The 19,853-nt window shown below is 70.2% G+C and carries 10 protein-coding genes; 7 read left to right on the top strand and 3 right to left on the bottom strand.

The window, feature by feature from the left end; genetic code table 11:
• The first annotated feature begins 18 nt into the window (after positions 1–18).
• Both WME73_RS46910 and WME73_RS46905 read left to right on the top strand, forming a co-directional pair.
• Positions 19–630, top strand: a complete 612-nt coding sequence (locus tag WME73_RS46910) for a DUF488 domain-containing protein (protein ID WP_437913845.1) — start codon at positions 19–21, stop codon at positions 628–630.
• A 416-nt stretch (positions 631–1,046) separates the two neighbouring features.
• A complete protein-coding gene (locus tag WME73_RS46905; RefSeq protein WP_437913844.1) occupies positions 1,047–2,279 on the top strand; it encodes a hypothetical protein in 1,233 nt (410 codons plus the stop codon).
• 208 nt (positions 2,280–2,487) lie between these two features.
• Here the strand turns inward: WME73_RS46905 and WME73_RS46900 are convergent, their stop codons facing one another.
• On the bottom strand, positions 2,488–3,417 hold the full coding sequence (locus WME73_RS46900) for a ketopantoate reductase family protein (protein ID WP_437913843.1): 930 nt from the start codon (positions 3,415–3,417) through the stop codon (positions 2,488–2,490).
• An 86-nt stretch (positions 3,418–3,503) separates the two neighbouring features.
• On the opposite strand from WME73_RS46900, the gene WME73_RS46895 reads away from it, so the two are divergent.
• The 5 genes from WME73_RS46895 to WME73_RS46875 all read left to right on the top strand — a co-directional run bounded on the left by WME73_RS46895 (position 3,504) and on the right by WME73_RS46875 (position 13,719).
• A complete protein-coding gene (locus WME73_RS46895) occupies positions 3,504–6,263 on the top strand; it encodes an ATP-binding protein (protein WP_437913842.1) in 2,760 nt (919 codons plus the stop codon).
• 365 nt (positions 6,264–6,628) lie between these two features.
• Positions 6,629–9,169, top strand: a complete 2,541-nt coding sequence (gene nirB, locus WME73_RS46890; protein ID WP_437742781.1) for a nitrite reductase large subunit NirB — start codon at positions 6,629–6,631, stop codon at positions 9,167–9,169.
• Between the two features lie 37 nt (positions 9,170–9,206).
• Positions 9,207–9,605: a nitrite reductase small subunit NirD gene (nirD, locus tag WME73_RS46885; protein ID WP_437742780.1), complete on the top strand. Its 399-nt coding sequence runs from the start codon at positions 9,207–9,209 to the stop codon at positions 9,603–9,605.
• A gap of 119 nt (positions 9,606–9,724) precedes the next feature.
• Positions 9,725–11,473 carry a DmsC/YnfH family molybdoenzyme membrane anchor subunit gene (locus WME73_RS46880; RefSeq protein ID WP_437913841.1) on the top strand — a complete coding sequence of 583 codons (1,749 nt, stop codon included), beginning with the start codon at positions 9,725–9,727 and terminating at the stop codon, positions 11,471–11,473.
• On the top strand, positions 11,473–13,719 hold the full coding sequence (locus WME73_RS46875; protein ID WP_437742778.1) for a molybdopterin oxidoreductase family protein: 2,247 nt from the start codon (positions 11,473–11,475) through the stop codon (positions 13,717–13,719). The genes WME73_RS46880 and WME73_RS46875 overlap by 1 nt, the downstream gene beginning before the upstream one ends.
• A gap of 62 nt (positions 13,720–13,781) precedes the next feature.
• Here WME73_RS46875 and WME73_RS46870 read toward each other — a convergent pair whose 3' ends face one another.
• On the bottom strand, positions 13,782–17,816 hold the full coding sequence (locus WME73_RS46870) for a non-ribosomal peptide synthetase (RefSeq protein WP_437913840.1): 4,035 nt from the start codon (positions 17,814–17,816) through the stop codon (positions 13,782–13,784).
• 44 nt (positions 17,817–17,860) lie between these two features.
• Positions 17,861–19,045: a PAS domain S-box protein gene (locus WME73_RS46865; RefSeq protein WP_437913839.1), complete on the bottom strand. Its 1,185-nt coding sequence runs from the start codon at positions 19,043–19,045 to the stop codon at positions 17,861–17,863.
• Positions 19,046–19,853 lie beyond the last annotated feature (808 nt).

Below are 19,853 nucleotides of genomic sequence, written 5' to 3'. Positions count from 1 at the left end.
GGCGCAAAGCTCTTCCCCGTGGACACCGTCTTCACCGTCGGCCACGGCACCCGCAGCGTGGAGGAGCTCGTCGAGCTGCTCGGCGAGGGGCCGGCCGACACGCTGATCGACGTCCGGAGGTTCCCGGGATCGAGCCGCTCCCCTCACCTCGGCCGCGCTGCGCTCGCCGAGGCGCTGCCCCGGCTCGGGGTGACCTACGTCTTCCGCGGCGACGCCCTCGGCGGACGGCGGACCGGGCAGGCCGACTCGCCGCACGTCGCCTGGGAGAACGCGAGCTTCCGGGCCTACGCCGATCACATGGAGACCGCCGCGTTCCGGCGCGCGCTCTCCGAGCTCGAGGCGGAAGCGCGCGCTGGACGGCGAATGGCCCTCCTGTGCGCCGAGACGCTCTGGTGGCGGTGTCACCGCCGCCTCATCGCCGACGCCCTCGTCGCGCGCGGGCTCGCGGTCGTCCACCTGCTCGGCCCCGGCGCGCAGGCCCCGCACGCGCTGAACCCCGCCGCCCGGCCCGACGGCGCCGGCCACCTCATCTACGACGTCGGCGCGCAGCGCGCGCTGCCGCTCGGCGGCGCCGGCGCGGAGCCCGCGCCCGCGCCGCGCGAGCCTGTGCGCCCACGCCGCGCGCGGTGATCCCGGCCGGCCAGGTGGCCGCCGGACCTGGATGTGCCCCTCGTCGAGCCGCTGCAGGAGCGCGTCGCATTCCTGCGGACGGCGATTGGCACGGGAGCCCGCGATCGACCTCCGGTATCGCTGGCCGCTCACCGGCGCCGGCCCGAGGGCCGTACGGTACGTGTCAAAAATCACGAAGTCCGCGTAGCGGTCCAGTCGGGTATCACCTGAAAAATAGACCATCAGTCGTCGCACTGACGTCCTGATCCCGGCCCACCTGGAGCGCCATCCGCTCCCACGGGGGCTTTCCGCGGAGCGCGACATCGAGCGCCCCCCGCCCGTCCGGTATGGCGGAGCCGAACCGATTCCGTTACCGTCCCGAGATCACATGAAGGCGCGCCCGATGTGGGCAGGGCCTCCTGGCTCGGGAGACAGTAATGAAAGTGCAACGCATTTCGGCGATCCTGCTCACCTCGGTCGCCTTCTCTGCAGGCTTCATCGGTTGCGGCGACGACGATTCGGGCGGGGGCGCAGGCGGCGGCTCTTCCTCTTCGACCACGAGCTCGTCATCGGGAGGCGCCGTGAGCACCAGCGCGGGCGGGAGCAGGGCCGAGTTCCTCGGCGCCCGCTGCACGGCCGACGCCGACTGCGGGCCGGACGGCATGTGCGCCCTGGAGTCGGACGGGGAGGCCGGTCCTGCGGGCGGGTACTGTACGATGGAGTGCGCCGACGACGGCGACTGCGAAGGAGAGGGCAGCGCCTGCCTCAATAACATCTGTTACCTGGGCTGCGTCCTCGGAGAGCCGGAGATCACGGCCCTCGACGAGGAGCTCGACCCGCTCAAGTGCCACGGCCGCGACGAGCTGCGCTGTGAGGAGGTGGATGACGGCGTGTCGGTCTGCATGCCGAACTGCGGATCCGACTCCCAGTGCTCCGACTCCGGCCGCAGCTGCGATCCCAGGCAGAACGCGTGCGTCGACACGCCCCACGAGGGTCTGCCGATGGGGGCCGCGTGCGACCCCGAAGCCGACGAGGATCCGTGCGCCGGACACTGCGTGGGCTTCCCCGGCGACGTCGGCGCCTGCACCGAGTTCTGCGGCTTCGGCGGCGATGTGTTCGAGTCCGACTGCGGCGGGTTCGAGAACGGTCTCTGCCTCTACCAGTTCGCGGAGGTCGTCGGCGCCGGCGACTTCGGCGCCTGCACCAGGGCGTGCAAGGCGCACGACGATTGCCTGTTGCCGAACGCCCGCTGCGAGGACTTCCGCCTCCCGGACAACGGCATCTGCATCTTCGACAAGGTGCCGTGCGAGGACGACAGCGATTGCAAGGCACCGGACGAGTGCGCCGAGACGCCTGATGGCTTCTTCTGCCTCGACCCGCTGTACCCGCTGAGCAACGAGGGCACGGGCGGCGCGGGCGGCGCCGGCGGCGCGGGCGGCAGCGGCGGCGCGGGCGGCAGCGGCGGCGCGGGCGGCAGCGACGGCGCGGGCGGCAGCGGCGGCGCGGGCGGCAGCGACGGCGCGGGCGGCAGCGGCGGCGCGGGCAGCACCAGCAGCGCGGCCAGCACCAGCAGCGCGGCCAGCACCAGCAGCGCGGCCAGCACCAGCGGCGCGGGCGGCAGCGGCGGCGCGGGCGGCAGCGGCGGCGCGGGCGGCAGCGGCGGCGCCTGATCGCTGCGTCTCAAGACAGGCACTCATCTCATCTCCTCTCGACTCCAGGAGGTGAGATGAGCGCCTCGCGTTCCACTCCCCTTCCTCGAAGCACCCGAGACACCGCGGTGGCGGTCGCGACGACACGTTTCCCAGGGCTCCCACGCGCCCAGGAAGCGGCGCGCGCCGCCGTCGCCATCACCGGTTCCGTCGCGAGCGCGAGGCCTGTCTATCGGCCCGCAGACGGCGCGTCCGCCCGCGGCGACAGGCCGCGGACGAGGGTCGCGAGCGTGCGCAGCACCGGGGTGTCGACCCCGGCCCGGCGCGCGCGCTCGACCACCGCGCCCTGGAGGATATCGACCTCCGTCGCGCGGCCGGCCCGCACGTCCTGCAGCATCGAGGGCTCGGTGAGCGGGAACTCGGAGCGCGTGAGGGCGAGCATCGCGTCCGCGGTCGCCTCGGAGATCTCCGCCCCTTCCGCCCGCGCGACCGCTATCACCTCGAGCATCGCCGCCCGGGTGAGGTCCTCCATCCGCTCCGCGACCACGCCGGCGCGCTGGCCGGTCAGCGCGCAGATCGCATTGAAGGGGGCGTTCCAGACCATCTTCTCCCAGAGCATGGCGCGGTGGTCCGCCCCGCGGCGGACCGGGATGCCCGCGCGCTCGAGCAGCGCGGCGGTCGCCTCGACCCGCGCCTCCTGCCCGGGCCGGTAGGGCGCGAGCCCGGCGCGCGTCGGCGCGAGCGTCTCGATCTCGCCAGGCCCGGCGACGCCCGAGGACATGTACGCGATCGCGGCGATCACGCGCGGCGCGCCGACGTCGCGCGCGACAACGTCCTCGGAGTCGAGCCCGTTCAGGAGGGGCGCGGCGAGGCCGTCCGCGGCGAGCAGCCCGGCGAGCTTCGCGCTCACCGCGGCGAGCGACGGCGATTTCACGGCGATGAGCGCGAGATCGAACGGCCCGCGCGCCCCGTCGAGCGGGGCGACACGGAGCGGGGGAGTGCGCAGCTCGCCGGACGGCGTGCGGACGATGAGCCCGCGGGACCGCATCACCTCGGCGTGCGCGCCGCGCGCGACGAAGGTGACGTCTTCCCCAGCGAGCGTGAGCCGCGCCCCGAAATAGCCGCCCACCGCGCCCGCGCCGACAACGAGGATCCGCATCGGCGGCGACCATAGCACGCTCGAGCCGGACCGCCGCGGACCGACGAGTGGCGACCTGCGAGGATTGCGGATATGCCTACGCCGAGATGCGCAGGCCGGAAGCCCCCGCCACGACGCACGAGAGCGGCCTCATGAGCGCAGGCGAGCCGAGCGTGAGGATGGAAGCCGATCAGCTCCAGCGCTTGCTGGACGCCCTGCCGGTGCTCATCTCGTATATCGACAGCGACGAGCGCTACGGCGTCGTCAACCGGGCCTACGAGCGCTGGTTCGGCGAAGACAGCGGCTCGATCGTCGGCCGGCAGGTGCGCGAGGTGATCGGCGACGCCGCCTACGCCGCCGTGAAGCCGCACATCACCGCCGTGCTCGCCGGACGGCCGCAGGACTTCGAGGCGCGGCTCACCTACCGGGAGGGCCGCCGGCGCCACGTGCGCATCCAGTACATCCCCCACCGCGGCGCGAGCGGCGACGTGCGCGGCTTCTTCGCGCTCGTCGCGGACGTCAGCGAGCAGAAGCGCGCCGAGGACGCGCGGCGCTTCCTGGCCGACGCGTCGGCCGCGCTCGACCCGGCGCAGGGCCGCGACGCGGGCTTCCGGCGCGTCGCGGCCCTCGCGGTCGCCTCGGTGGCCGATCTGTGCGCCGTCCACACGCTCGAACCGGCCGGCTCCGTCCACGCGCGGGTCGTCGCGCACGCCGATCCGGCCAAGGCGGAGCTCGCGGCACGGCTGGCTCGGCTCGGCCGCCCCCTTCCGGAGCCCGGGACGCGGACGTCGCTGCTGCACGAGGTGCTCCACGGCGGCCACGGCCGGCTCCTCCCCGACCTCGCCGACCCCGCGCTGGCCGGCGCGGACCACCTCGCCGCCCTGCGCGAGCTCGGCTGCCGCTCCGCGGTGATCGTGCCCATCCGCGGCGACGCGTGCGTCCTCGCGGCGCTCACGCTCGCGTCCGCAGAGGTGGATCGCACCTACGGCGCCGCCGATCTCGCCTTCGCCGAGGAGCTCTCGCAGCGCATCGAGGTCACCTTGCAGCGCGTGCGCCTCTACGACATGGCCCGCGACGCCGAGTCCGAGGCGCGGCGGCGCTTCCTGGCCGAGCAGGAGGCGCGCCGGGCCGCCGAGCGCGCGGCGCAGCGCATGGCCGGCCTCCAGCGGATCACGGCGGCGCTCGCCGACGCGCTCACCAGCGAGGCCGTGGCGCAGGTCGTCGTCGACATCGGCGTCGCCGCCGCGGGCGCGTACGCCGGGACCATCGTCGTGACGGCGGGCGACGAGCTCGAGTGCCTCAAGGAGGTCGGCTACGAGCGCGAGACCATCGAGCGCTTCCGGCAGATGCCCCTCGACGCCGCCCTCCCGCTCACCGACGCGCTGCGGACCGGCGCGCCCGTCTGGCTGCGCTCGCGCGAGGAGTGTGCCGCCCGCTACCCGCGCATCGCGAGCGCCGTGCTGTCCGGCGCGACCGTGTCGCTCTGCTGTCTCCCGCTCGTGGTCCAGGAGCGGCCCATCGGCGTGCTCGGGCTGAGCTTCGCGGAGCCGCGCCCGTTCGACCGGGAAGAGCAGGAGTTCCTGGTCGCGGTGTCGCGCCAGTGCGCGCAGGCCATGGAGCGCGCCCGCCTGCACGAGGAGCGCGCCGCTCTCGTCGAGCGCGAGCGGCGCGTCGCCCTCGAGAACGCCCGGCTCTACCGCGAGGCCCACGAGGCGGACCGGCGCAAGGACGAGTTCATCGCGATGCTGTCGCACGAGCTCCGCAACCCGCTGGCGCCCATCACCACCGGCCTCGAGCTCCTGCAAATGAGCGCCCAGATGAGCGCCCAGATGAGCGCCGGCGAGCGCGCGGATCGCGACGACCGGCAGATCCTGGCGACCCTCGAGCGGCAGGTGAAGACGATCGTCCGGCTCGTCGACGATCTCCTCGACGTCTCCAGGATCACGCGGGGCAAGATCGAGCTGAAGCGGGAGCGGCTCGACGTCGCCTCGGTCGTCGAGACCGCGGTCGAGTCGGTCCGCCCGCTGCTCGTCCAGCGCGGGCACGATCTCGTCCTGTCGGTGGATCCGGGCGTCTTCGTGCACGGCGACCGCGTCCGGCTCGAGCAGGTCGTCGTGAACCTCCTCAACAACGCGATCAAGTACACGAACCCCGGCGGCCGCGTCTCGCTCGCCTGCGCCGCGATCGCCGGCGACGCGCGGATCCGGGTGACCGACACCGGCGTCGGCATCTCCGCCGAGCTGCTCCCGCGCGTCTTCGAGCCGTTCATGCAGGCCCGGCGCACGCTGGACCGCTCCCAGGGCGGCCTCGGGATCGGGCTCACGCTGGTCAAGCGGCTCGCCGAGCTGCACGGCGGCCGCGTCGAAGCGCTGAGCGGGGGCCCCGGCGAGGGGACGGCCATCAGCGTCTGGCTCCCGCTCGCCGGCGCGCCGAGCGCGCCCGCCGAAGCCCCCGCTCCGCCAGCGCCCGGCGCCGCCCCTCCGCGCGCCAGGACGCGCCCCCTCCACGTCCTCCTCATCGACGACAACGTCGACGCCGCCGAGGGCCTCCGGCGCGTCCTCCAGCTCCACGGCCACGCCGTCTCGATGGCCCACGACGGCCCGGCGGCGCTCGACGCCGCGCGGGCGTCGAAGCCCGATCTCGTCCTGCTCGATATCGGCCTGCCCGGGATGGACGGCTACGAGGTCGTCCGGCGCCTGCGCGCCGAGCCCGAGCTCACGCGCTCCTACATCGCCGCCCTGTCCGGTTACGGGCAAGACCAGGACCGCCGCCGCTCGCGCGAAGCCGGCTTCGACGCGCACCTCACCAAGCCGGTCGCGACGGAGCAGCTCCTGTCCCTGCTCGCCGAAGCCGCCCCGCGCGGCTGATCGGCCCGCGCTCCATTTCAGAAGTGCAATGCAACCGCGCCGGGGCGCGATACAGTGCTGAAACAGACGATTCCAGTTCTGAACGGTGCGCCCATTTCCTTTCATTGGCGCTGTCGCGTCCCGCCTTCGCTCGGTGCCCTGTTGCGCTCGCCGATGGCCGCGAAACATGCAGGAAACATGAGGTGGCATAGGCGATTGCAAGGGGCCTAGCGCGCCGTCGGGCCGACAATTTATTCCTGCGAAACAGTTGCGAAACAGAGCCCACAGTACACAGTTTTTGGTCCGGGACTGTGGCTGATGCATGGTTCGGACGGCAGCGCGGCAGTGACGGTGAGAAGGACTCACCGGGTCCAAAGGTGGGTTTCATGAGCAAGAAGAAGGACCTCCTCGTCATCGGCAACGGCATGGTCGGGCACAAGTTCATCGAGAACATGGTTCTCGGTGGCTTCCTGCGCGAGTGGAACGTCACGACCTTCTGCGAGGAGCCGCGGCTCGCCTACGACCGGGTGAACCTGTCCGCCTTCTTCAACGGCAAATCGGCCGAGGATCTGTCGATGGTCAAGCCCGGCCTCTACGAGGAGGCGGGCATTCAGGTCCATCTCAACGACAAGGCCGTCTCGATCGATCGGCGGAAGAAGGCGGTGACGTCGGCGAAGGGGAAGACGGTCTATTACGACAAGCTCATCCTCGCCACCGGCTCGTATCCGTTCGTCCCGCCGATCAAGGGCAAAGACGCGAAGGGCTGCTTCGTCTACCGCACGATCGACGACCTCGAGGCCATGGACGCCTACGCCAAGGTCGCGAAGGTCGGCACGGTCATCGGCGGCGGCCTGCTCGGGCTGGAGGCGGCCAACGCGCTCAAGAACATGGGCCTCCAGGTCCACGTCGTGGAGTTCGCGCCGCGCCTGATGGCCCTCCAGGTCGACGACGCCGGCGGCGCGATCCTCCGGGCGAAGATCGAGTCGCTCGGCGTGAACGTGCACACGAGCAAGTCGACGACGGAGATCGTCGCGGAGCACGGCCGCGTGGCGAGGATGGTCTTCGCCGACCAGAGCGAGCTCTCGACCGACATGATCGTCTTCTCGGCCGGCATCCGCCCGAGGGACGAGCTCGCGAGGGCGTGCGATCTCGCGCTCGGGAACCGCGGCGGCGTCGCCATCAACGAGCGCTGTCAGACGTCGGACCCGGACATCTATGCCATCGGCGAGTGCGCGAGCTATAACAGCCAGCTCTACGGCCTGGTGGCGCCCGGCTACCACATGGCCAAGGTCGCGGTCGACGCCATCACCGGCGGGAAGGAGACCTTCAGCGGCTTCGACATGAGCACGAAGCTCAAGCTGATGGGCGTGGACGTCGCGAGCTTCGGCGACGCGTTCGCGACCCAGCAGGGCGCGCGCGTGCTCAGCTTCATGAACGCGACGTCGAACGTCTACAAGAAGCTCGTCGTCAGCGCGGACGGCAAGCTCCTCCTCGGCGGCATCCTGGTCGGCGACGCCGCGAACTACGGCCAGCTGCTCCAGCTCGTGCAGAACAAGATCGTCCTCCCGCCGCACCCGGAGGATCTCATCGTCACGGCGCGGGACGGCGCGAAGCCGGCGGGCCTCGGCGTCGACGCGCTGCCCGACACCGCCATGATCTGCTCGTGCCTGAACGTCACGAAGAAGGCCATCTGCTCGGCCATCTGCGACGACAAGCACGTCACGGTCGCCGGCATCAAGGCGCACACGAAGGCCGGCACGGGCTGCGGCTCGTGCACCACGCTGATCTCCGACATCCTGAAGAAGGAGCTCAAGAAGGCCGGCGTCGCGGTCAACAACTATATCTGCGAGCACTTCAACCACTCGCGCCAGGAGCTCTATCACCTCGTCCGGATCCACCAGATCAAGACGTTCGACGACCTGCTCACCCGCCACGGCCAGGGCAAGGGCTGCGAGATCTGCAAGCCCGCGGTGGCGTCGATCCTCGCGTCGACGTGGAACGAGCACATCCTGAGCAAGAAGCACCTCCCGCTGCAGGACACGAACGATCGCTACCTGGCCAACGTCCAGCGCGACGGCACCTACTCGGTGGTCCCGCGCGTGGCGGGCGGCGAGATCACGCCGGATCAGCTCATCGCCCTCGGGGTGGTCGCGAAGAAGTACAACCTGTACTCGAAGATCACCGGCGGCCAGCGCGTCGACCTGTTCGGCGCGCGGCTGGAGCAGCTGCCCGACATCTGGCGCGAGCTCATCGCCGCCGGCTTCGAGTCGGGGCACGCGTACGGCAAGGCGCTGCGCACCGTGAAGTCGTGCGTGGGCAGCACCTGGTGCCGCTACGGCGTGCAGGACTCGGTGGGCTTCGCGGTCGCGGTCGAGAACCGCTACAAGGGGCTGCGCAGCCCCCACAAGCTGAAGTCCGCGGTGTCCGGCTGCGCGCGCGAGTGCGCCGAGGCGCAGGGCAAGGACTTCGGCATCATCGCGACGGAGAAGGGCTACAACCTCTACCTCTGCGGCAACGGCGGGATGAAGCCGCAGCACGCCCAGCTCTTCGCCTCGGATCTCGACGAGGCGACGCTCATCAAGTACCTCGACCGGTTCCTGATGTTCTACATCCGCACGGCGGACCGGCTCCAGCGCACGTCGGTGTGGTTCAACAACCTCGAGGGCGGCATGGATTACCTCCGCCAGGTCATCATCGAGGACTCGCTCGGGATCTGCGATGAGCTGGAGAAGGAGATGGCCCACCTCATCGACACCTACGAGTGCGAGTGGAAGGCCGCGGTCAACGACCCCGAGAAGCTCAAGCAGTTCCGCCAGTTCGTGAACGCCGGCGAGCCCGACCGGAGCATCGTGTTCGTCAGCGAGCGCGCGCAGCACCGCCCCGCGGCGTGGCAGGAGAAGTCGAACGTCGTCGAGGAGATGATCTGACAGCGGGGCCGAGGGGCCCTGTCTGAGGGAAACCGTCATGAGCGAGCTGCACACTTCGGAAGCGCCTCGGAGCGAGACCATGACCCAGGGTTGGATCGACGTCTGCGGGGTAGAGGACATCATCCCGAACACGGGGGTCTGCGCGCTCGTCGGGAAGCGCCAGATCGCGCTGGTCCGGGTCGGCGAGGGCGAGGAGGTCTACGCCATCAGCAACTTCGACCCGTTCAGCAAGGCGTTCGTCCTCTCCCGCGGGATCGTCGGGGACAAGGGGGGCGTCCCCAAGATCGCCTCGCCGATCTACAAGCAGAACTTCGATCTGCGGTCGGGTCAGTGCCTGGACGACCCGGGCGTGAGCATCCCCGTGTATCCCCTCCGGGTCCGGGACGGGCGTGTCGAGATCCAGGCCGCGGCGGAGCCGCTCGCGGCGGCGAGCTGACGGGATGACCTGGCGAGCCAGCGCCAGGCGCTTCCGTGCGGCGGACGCGCCGCCGTTCGCGGTGTCTCTCTTGGAGTTCTCGGGGCTGGGCTTCCGCGCCGGGTAGACAGGGAATTTCGATGAGCGTTGCAAAGGTCTCGGACACTCACTTTCGCTTACCCATCGTCAACTCGGCGCCGAAGATCCACGACAACAACAAGAGCCTGCTGGACTCGCTCCTCGCCGACCAGCAGAAGCTCACGGCGGTCGAGAAGTTCTCCAGGATGCACGAGGAGCACGCGCTCCCGGCTCAGTCCAAGTACTACCGCGACCTGATCCCGCTCGAGAAGCCGAAGCCCGGGCAGCAGTACGGCTTCGAGGTCGACCTCGACGCCTGCACGGCCTGCAAGGCGTGCGTCACCGCCTGCCACAGCCTGAACGGCCTCGACGACAACGAGGTGTGGCGCTCCGTCGGGCTCCTCCACGGCGGCACGCCGCAGGCGCCGGCGCAGCAGAGCGTGACGACGGCGTGCCACCATTGCCTGGACCCGGCGTGCATGACGGGGTGCCCGGTCAAGGCCTACGAGAAGGACCCGATCACCGGCATCGTCAAGCACCTCGATGACCAGTGCATCGGCTGCCAGTACTGCATCCTGATGTGCCCCTACGACGCTCCGAAGTTCAACGCGGAGCGGGGGATCGTGCGCAAGTGCGACATGTGCAGCGATCGGCTGGCCAACGACGAGGCCCCGGCGTGCGTGCAGTCGTGCCCGAACGGCGCCATCCGGATCACGATGGTCGACCAGCAGCAGGCCGTGCAAGAGAGCCAGACGAGCCTCTTCTTGCCGGGGGCGGCGGCGCCGGAGATCACGATCCCGACGACGACCTACAAGACGCAGAAGTCGCTCCCGCGCAACATGCTCCCCGCGGACTTCTACCAGGTGAGCCGGGAGCACTCCCACCCTCCGCTCGTCGCGATGCTGGTGCTGACGCAGCTCTCGGTGGGCGCGTTCTGCGTGAGCCTGGCCCTCAACGAGCTGCTCGGCGCGCAGGCGACGCGTGATTTCGGCGGCCACAGCGCCACGTTCGCGCTCGTCTTCGGGATCGCCGCGCTGAAGGCGAGCCTCTTTCACCTTGGCCGGCCGCAGTTCGCGTTCCGGGCCTTCCTGGGGCTCAAGACGTCGTGGCTCAGCCGGGAGATCCTGGGGTTCTCGCTCTTCGCCGGGGCCGCGACGCTGTACGCGGCGTCCTTCTGGCTGCCTGCGCTACCGTCGATCTCCGCGCTCCCGGTGCTCTCGGCGCTGCCCCCCATCGAGCACCTGCAGGCGCCGCTCTCCTATGCGGTCGCGCTGAGCGGGATCCTCGGGGTCTTCTGCTCCGTGATGGTGTACGCCGCGACGCAGCGGGAGCACTGGCGCGGGGCCCTGACGGGCTTCAAGTTCGCGACGACGGCGGCCATCCTCGGGAGCTCGACGGTCCTGATGATCGGGCTGCTCCTGAGCGCCGAGCACGCGGCGCTGCTCCTGACCCGGGGCTTCCGCGCGCTGAGCGCGTTCCTGTGCGTGACGACGGCGCTCAAGCTGCTCGTGGAGCTGTCGATGTTCCGGCACCTGCGGAAGCGGAGCCACTCGACGCTCAAGCGGAGCGCGATCCTGATGACGGGGGAGCTGAAGGGCGCGACGGGCTGGCGCTTCGCTTGCGGGGCGCTCGGCGGGATCGTCCTGCCGGCGCTCAGCCTCTTCTCGGCGCCGAACAGCGGCGTGAGCTCTGAAGTTCTGATGGCGATGGCGGTCGTGGCGTTCCTGTTCTGCCTCGCGGGCGAGTTCCTCGAGCGGTACCTCTTCTTCGCAGCGGCGCCCGCCTCCAAGATGCCCGGAGGGCTCTCCTGATGACGACCAGCGATGCAAGCGATGCGAAGAAGACGTCTCCGGCGCCCAAGCAGGCGGACAACCTCCTCTTGCAGCGCAACGGGCCGCTGACGCGCGAGCTGCTCCTCACGCCCGGCGAGTTCGGCCTCGGGAGGGTGCCTGCGCGGCTCAAGCCCGACCAGACGACGACGGTCGTGTGCGGGTTCTGCTCGACCGGGTGCGGGCTGAACGTGCACCTCAAGGACGGAGAGGCGATCAACCTCTCGCCCAACACGGACTATCCCGTGAACCTCGGGATGGCGTGCCCGAAGGGCTGGGAGGCGCTCACGCCGCTCCGCGCGACCGATCGCGCGACCGCGCCGCTCCTCAGGAACGCGCGCGGGAAGCTGGAGCGCGTGGAGTGGGACGTCGCGCTCCGCACGTTCGTCGATCGGTTCAAGGCGATCCAGGAGGCGCACGGCAAGGAGTCGGTCGCCTTCATCAGCACCGGGCAGATCGTCACCGAGGAGATGGCCTTCCTCGGGGCGCTCGCGAAGTTCGGGATGGGCATGTTGCACGGGGACGGCAACACCCGGCAATGCATGGCGACGTCGGTGGTCGCGTACAAGGAGGCGTTCGGGTTCGACGCGCCGCCCTACACGTACCGCGATTTCGAGGAGTCCGACGTCGTGGTGCTCGTCGGCTCGAACCTCTGCATCGCCCACCCGATCATGTGGGAGCGGCTCTGCAAGAACAAGAACCGCCCCGAGATCCTCGTCGTGGATCCGCGCAAGACCGAGACGGCGATGGCGGCGACGGCGCACTATGCGCTCAATCCGAAGTCGGATCTGACGCTGTTCTACGGAATCGCCCACATCCTCATCCAGCGCGGGTGGATCGACCCGGGGTACATCGAGGCGCACACGGTCGATTTCGAGGCGTTCAAGGCGCACGTCGAGGATTTCACGCCGGCGCGCGTCTCCGAGGCGACGGGGCTCAGCGAGGCGCAGCTCGCGTCGTTCGCGGAGAAGATCCATAACGGGAAGCGGGTGTCGTTCTGGTGGACCATGGGCGTCAACCAGAGCCACGAGGGCGTGCGGGTCGCGCAGTCGCTCATCAACCTGGCGCTGATGACGGGGAACATCGGCCGTCCCGGCACCGGGGCGAACTCCATCACGGGCCAGTGCAACGCGATGGGCTCGCGGATGTTCAGCAACACGACGGGCCTGTTCGCCGGCCACGACTTCACGAAGGAGGAGCACCGGAAGAAGATCGCCGGGATCCTCGGCATTCCGGAGGAGGTCATCCCGACCCGGAACAGCCTGGCCTACGACCAGATCATCGAAGGCATCTTGAAGGGGAAGATCAAGGGCCTCTGGATCATCGCGACGAACCCGGCCCACTCCTGGATCAACCAGGAGGATCTGCACGAGCTCCTCGGCCGCCTGGAGTTCCTCGTGGTGCAGGACATGTACGCCACGACGGAGACGGCGGAGCGCGCCCACCTCGTCCTCCCGGCGGCCTCGTGGGCCGAGAAGGAGGGCACGTTCATCAACTCGGAGCGGCGCATCGGCCTCGTCAAGAAGGTCTCGCGGGCCCCGGGCCAGGCGCTGGCGGACTTTCACATCTTCCAGCTGGTCGCCCAGTACTGGGGCTGCGGCGAGCTGTTCAAGGAGTGGAAGAGCCCGGAGGCGGTCTTCCAGATCATGAAGCGGCTCTCGAAGGGGCAGCCGTGCGACATCACGGGCATCGACGGCTACACGATGCTCGACGAGCGCGGCGGCATCCAGTGGCCCTACCCCGAGGGGGCGGCCTTCGAGACGAACGAGCGGCGGCTGTTCGAGGACGGCCAGTACTACCGCCCGGATCAGAAGGCGAAGTTCGCCTTCCAGGCGCCCCGCCAGCTGCCGGAGCCGACCGACGAGCAGTATCCGTTCACGCTGCTCACGGGGCGAGGGAGCTCCAGCCAGTGGCACACGCAGACGCGGACCAAGAAGTCGGCGGTGCTGCAGCGGCTCTATCCGAAGGAGATCTACGTCGAGCTGAGCCCGGTCGACGCGAAGAAGATCGGTATCGAGATGAACGAGTGGGTGGTCATCGCGTCCCGCCGCGCGGAGATCAAGGCGCGGGCGTTCGTCACGAACTCGGTGAAGCCCGGGGAGATCTTCGTGCCGATGCACTACGAGATCACGAACAAGCTGACGTTCCCGGCCTTCGACCAGTACTCCCGGCAGCCGTCGTACAAGGCCTGCGCGGTGAAGGTGCGGCGGGAAGAGGATCGCGGGTAGCCCGCGCTGCCTTCGCGAGGACAGCCTCCGCGAGGGGCGCGTGGCGCGCGTGGGAGGCGCGCTCAGCCGTGCGCGCCACGCCGCCGCGGCAGGCGCGCGGCATCCTGCCATCGCAGCGGGCTGCGGGCCCTCGGCGCGGCCAGGCGCACGCCGCTCGCGGCCGGCGCCGGGGCGCGCAGGTGCCCGCTGCGCAGGTAATACGCCAGGAGCGTGTCCAGCAGCCGGGCGTTCATGGGGGGATACGCGATCGCCGTGCCGGCCAGCCCCTCGATCGTGTTCTGGCAGTCGAAGGCGGGCATCCGCGCGTACAGCTCCCATCTTGTCAGGTCGCCGTGGACCTTCTCGGTCAGCATCGGCAAGAGAGGAAGGAACGGGCTGTCGCCGGATCGCCGTACCCGCGCCAGCAGCTGCTCGCACCATTGCGCGTACGGCAGCCGCGCCAGCGGATAGCCGCGGGAGACGAGCAGATCGAAGAAGCCGTTCAGATCGAGCCGATGAGGCGGCGGGGGCACCAGGTGGAACGCCTTCCCCAGCGAGCCCGGCCGGCAGGACAGGCGCACGATCGCCCGGCTGACGTAATCGACCGTCACGAGCTCCTTGCTCTGCGCGGGGAGGTCGGGGGCGCAGCGCATCTCGACGCAGCCTTTGATCATCCTGCTTACGAAGTCGGTCACGTTGGCGGCGCCCGTCTGGCTGTGACCCAGGATGGACCCGGGGCGGAAGACGGTGACGGGCACCCCGCGCGAGCGCGCGATCCACACGAGCTTCTCGGCGACCCACTTGCTCTGGGAATACCCCATGTCCGTGTGGAGGTGGTCCACCCAGCGATCGAGATCGTCGCTCTCCCGCGCGGTCTGGGCGCCGGTGAAATAGCCGATCTGGCCGATGACCCCGATCGTCGAGACGTGATGCACAGGCTTCGTCCGGCCCAGGCAGGCGAGCCGCAAGATCTCCTGTGTCCCCAGCACGTTCGCCGCCTTGTGGGACGCGTACGGCTTGATGTAATTGACCTCGGCGCCGGCGTGGTAGATCGCGTCGACGCGCTGCGCGAGCGCCTCGAAGCAAGCCGGGGTGAGCCCGAGCAGCGGCTCCCTCAGATCGCCAGGCACGGCGACGATCCTCGCGCTCGCCGCGGGATCCCAGAGCGAATAGGCCGAAAGGCTCCGCCGGAGCCTCGCCAGGCCTGTGGCGGCGTCGGGAGCGCGGACCAGGCAATGGACCGTGGCACGCGTCTGCGTGAGGAGCTCGCGCACGAGAAAGGCGCCCAGGAACCCCGTGACGCCGGTGAGGAAGACATGGCGAGGCGGAGCGCTCGTGTCGACGAACGCGCCGCAAGGGCGGATGTCGGGGGCGAGGGAGGCCTCCGCGCGGAGGTCGATCGCGCCCATCGACGCCGCGGCGCCGCGCGCCTTCCAGCGCCGCGCCTCCTCGACGGCGCGGGCGAGCCCGGCCAGGGTGGGTGACTCGAACAGCCGGCGCGCGGGCACGTCGACGTGGAAGACCGTCCGCACCTGGAGGAGCACCTGCGCCGCCAGCAGGGAGTTTCCGCCGAGCTCGAAGAAGTCATCGTCCACCTCCGGGCGGTCGGTATGGAGGACGGACGCCCAGATCTCGGCCACCCGGCGCTCGATCGGAGAGCGGGTGCTCTCCGGCGCTCCGGTGTGCAGCCGGCCGACGTCGGGCGGCGGCAGCGCCCGGCGATCGACCTTCCCTGTCGCTGCGAGCGGCAGCGAGGGCAGCACGACGAACGCGGCCGGGATCATGTAGTCGGGCAGCTTCTCCTGCAGAGACCGGCGCAGGCTCCTCGACAGGTCGCGAGACGCGGGGCCGCTGCTCGCGGGGCCGCTGCTCTCCACGCCGGCCTCCGCTCCCTGCCACCGATCCCCGCACGGGGGGCGCGACGGAGGGCCGCCTAGGCCGAAGTCCGAGACGACGTACGCCACGAGGCGCATGTCGCCGGGCGCGTGCTCGTGGAGCACGACCACGGCCTCGCGCACGGAGGGGCACGCGCAGAGCGCCGCCTCGATCTCCCCGAGCTCGACGCGGAAGCCACGGATCTTCACCTGGCAGTCGATCCGCCCCAGGAAATCGAGCGACCCATCGGCCAGATAACGGACCTGATCGCCCGTCTTGTACAGTCGCTCTCCCGGCTCCTCGGGCAAGGGGTTCTGGACGAACGCCGCGGCGGTCAGATCGGGTCGGTTCAGGTAGCCTCGGGCCAGCCCGTCGCCGGCGACATAGAGCTCGCCGGGCACGCCCACGGGCACCGGCTGGAGCCGGCGGTCCAGGACATAGGCGCGCGTGTTCGAGATGGGCCGTCCGATCGGCACGCGGGACGCGCCCTCCGGGACCGCGCGCACGAGGTGAGCCGTGGAGAACGTCGTGTTCTCGGTCGGACCGTAGCCGTTCACGAGGTGCTTCGGGGCGCCTTTCAAGAGCACCTCTCTGGACAGCTTTGGATTGAGCACGTCGCCGCCGACGACGAGGTAGGAGAGCCCCTGAAAGGCGTCCGGGCTCACACGCGCGAGGTGGTGGAAGAGCGCCGTGGTCAGGAACAGGACGGAGATGCCTTCGCGGCGAAGGAGCGCGGGCATCGCTTCCGGCGACAGCAGCGTCTCGTGAGACACGATGACGAGGCAAGCGCCGTTGAGCAGCGCGCCCCAGATCTCGAACGTCGACGCGTCGAAGGAGAGGCTGGAGGCGTGCGCCACGCGATCCGACGGCCCGAACGCGACATACCCGGTGTCCCGTACGAGGCGGACGACCCCTCGGTGCGGGACGGCGACGCCCTTGGGCCGGCCGGTCGAGCCCGAGGTGAACATCACGTAGGCGAGATCGGTCGCGGCAGCAGGGATGGCCGGGTTCCTGTCGTCGCCGGGCGCCCCGTCGTCCTCGTCGAGGCACATGACGTCCCCGCGGAAGTCGAGCCGTGTCACCAGCTCTCGTTGCCCGAGGACGAGGCCCACCGCCGCGTCCTCCAGCATGAAGCGCAGCCGCTCGTCTGGCATGCTCGGATCGAGGGGCACGTAGGCGCCGCCGGCCTTGAGGACGCCGAGCAGCGCGACGAGCGCGCGCGACGACCGCTCGACGAGGACGGCCACGCGCAGGTCGGGGCCGGCGCGGCGCGCGGAGATCCGATGAGCGAGCCGGTTGGCGCGGCGGTTCAGCTCACGGTAGGTGAGCGCCTTGTCGCCCTCGATGACGGCGATGGCGTCGGGCGTCCGCGCGGCGTGCTCCTCGAAGAGCTCATGAATGCACGCGTCGCGCGGGTAGGCGGTCCGCGTCGCGTTCCAGACGACGGTCATCCGGCGCCGCTCCTCCGGCGTGAGCAGCGGAATCTCGGCGATCGGCCGCTCGGCGTCCTGCGCGACGCCAGCGAGCAGGAGACCGAGGTGGTCCAGCATCCGCTCGATCGTCCCGGGATCGAACACGTCGGTGCTGTACGTCATCGTCGCCACGAGCCCTCGCTCCAGCGCCGTGACGGACAGCGACAGATCGACCGGCGCCGCCGGGCGGGCGCGCGAGCGCCGCGCCGCTGTCGCCGCCCTGATCGTGGCGCGGCGCAGGACATCCCCGGGTCGCACGAGCTCGAAGGTGGTCTGGAACGTCGGGTGATCGCTTGTGTCCTCCGCCGCCCCGAGCCCCGCGAGCGGCTGGTCCAGAGGCACGTGGCGGCAGTCCTCGGCCGAGGCGATCTGCGCGCCGATCTGCGCGACGAGGTCTCGAAAGCTGAGCTCCTCGTCGATGCGGGCGGCAAGGACGAGCGGATGGCGAGGCCCTGGCGCCGCGCGCCAGCCCCACCGGCCGCCGCGGCGAGGCCAGGGTGTCCCGATCAGGATCTCGCTCTGAACGGTATGGCGGTAGAGCAGCGCCGCATAAGCAGAGAGCAGGGTGACGAAGAGCGTCGCGCCCGAGCCCCGGCGCACGCGGTCGAGCGCCAGGGCGAGCCGAGGCGGCAGCTCTCGCGACGCCGACGCGCGACGTCGCGAAGGCGCGGGCGGGCGTGGGCGATCGGTCGCGAGATCGAGCGCGGGGAGCTCGCGCGGGAGCTCCCCCGGTGCGTGGGACGGACGTGCCTGTGTCGCGTGAGCGCGCATGATCGAACCTCCCCGTTGAACTGCAGAGGACGATGCGTGGGAGCTCAGACGGTCATCGAGCGTGCCTTGCGCTTCAGCGCGTAGGCGATACCACTTTGCAGGGTGCCGCAGGTGACGAGCCCTCTGAGCTCGGTGCCAAGATCGACGAGCGCCTGCGCGACGACGGGGCGGACGCCTGACAACACGACGTCGGCGCCGAGCAGCCTCGCCGCTTGCGCGACGCGGACCAGCGCGGCGGCCACCTCTCCGTCCACGGCCTTCACGCCGGTGATATCGAGTATCGCCACCGCGGCTTGCTTCTCGCCGAGGGCGTTCAGGAGCGTCTCCAGGATCTGCTGCGCGCGCTCCCGGTCGATCGTTCCGATGAGGGGCATCGCGATCACGCCGTCGGCGATCGGGATGAGCGGCGTGCCGAGCTCCCGGAGCGCCGCCTGCTGCGCCTGGATCACCCGCATCTGGGCGAGCGTCTCCTCCTCGTACCGGAGCTGCTCGGTGATGTCCCTGAAGAACGCCGCCATGCCCGTCGGCTCGCCCGCCGGGCCCACGACCACGAAGGCGCTGGTCTGCCCCATCCACTCGCTCCCGTCGGGGCGCCGGATCTTGAGGACGCCGCGCCATGCGCCGTCCTTCATCAGGGCTGGCAAGACCTCGTTGGAGAGCTGGCGGAAGCTCTCGGGAGCATAGAAGTCGGTCAGCCCGCAGCCGACCGCGCCGTCGCCGAAGCCGCTCATCGCCTTGAAGGCGGTGTTGGCGTAGACGACCTGCCCGCTCATGGACGTCAATGTGATGCCATCTAGCGCATTGTCAATCAACGTCTTCGAGACGCCGAGCTCTTCGGCCTGGCGGCGCTGTTCCACCTCCATGTCCTTTCGACCTGTGATGTCCTGGACTACACTCATGACCTGGCGCGGCTTGCCAGCGCCGTCGCGCGCGAGGACGATCTCGCGCCTCGTGACCCAGCACCACGACCCGTCGGCCTTGCGCAGCCGATACGCGAGCTCCTCCGAGTCGCTCGCCTGGCCTTCTCCCGCGTGATCGAGCTGCTCGCGAGCCCGGGTCTGGTCGTCGGGGTGCGCGAGCGTCACGAACGCATCGAGGCCGGCGAGGCCGGCGAGGCCCGCTTCGTCCGCCGCATATCCGAGCTCGCCGGCCAGCGAGCGGTTCTCGTAGAGCTTTCGCTGCTCGACCGGATCGTGGACGCAGAGCAGGTGCGGAATTGCCTGTAGCACGGCGTTCGTACGGCTGAGCTCGGCACGCAGATCCCGCTCGATCTGCTCTAGCCTGGACACACGAGCGCGCAGGGCGGCAAGCTCACCATGGTGCGATTGGAGAACCGTCTCGTGAGGTTCCATCGATTTCCCCCGATGCTGGCTGCTGGCAAAGGTCAGGCGGCGGCGGTGGACACCGCGCCTCCACCAGCGACGTTACACCTGATGAGCCGCCTTAGACAGCATCAATCTCAGCAGGAATACCGTCACAGTGGGGACAGCATGGCTTGCTGCTCGATACTGTCACAGCGAGGACGTTTGCTGCCCTCATTGATTTATTGTGAGGCACGGCGCTTCGTCGAATGCTTGGCTGCGCGCGTCTCCGACGGAGCGGACGCGTGCGTGGCGCGGCTCGGTATGACGGATGCCCAGCGTCGCAATCGTGCACTCGTCGCATGCACAGGGTCAGAAGACGCCTGATTCGGAGGCCACCCGTGTGGCGCTGTCATTCCTTGTGCGCCATTCTGGGCACCGCACCGCCGTGCTGCGGGATAGCGACGATCCGCCGGGCGAGCTCGCGCCGACTCGCTACGGCGCCTCGCCACACCGCCGCGAGGCCAGGCGGGACGGTAGCGGCGACGAGGCGCTCGCCCCCGAGGTCGGCGATGGGGCGGATCACGATACCGGGCCGGCGCCTTGAGAGCGTCGCGCCTCTAATCGAGGAAGCCCATCGAGACGGCTGCGGAACCGGGCTTGCCCGAGTTCGCGTTCAGATCGCCGGCACCCCCGCCGTCACCAGGGATGCCGAATTTGATCGGAGAGTCGGGTT

Origin of the sequence: Sorangium sp. So ce302, from assembly GCF_051530145.1 — a bacterium.
Lineage (GTDB): Bacteria > Myxococcota_A > Polyangia > Polyangiales > Polyangiaceae > Sorangium > Sorangium cellulosum_B.
The sequence above is the reverse complement of the archived record's forward strand: the minus strand, read 5'-3'. Positions and strand labels throughout refer to the sequence as shown.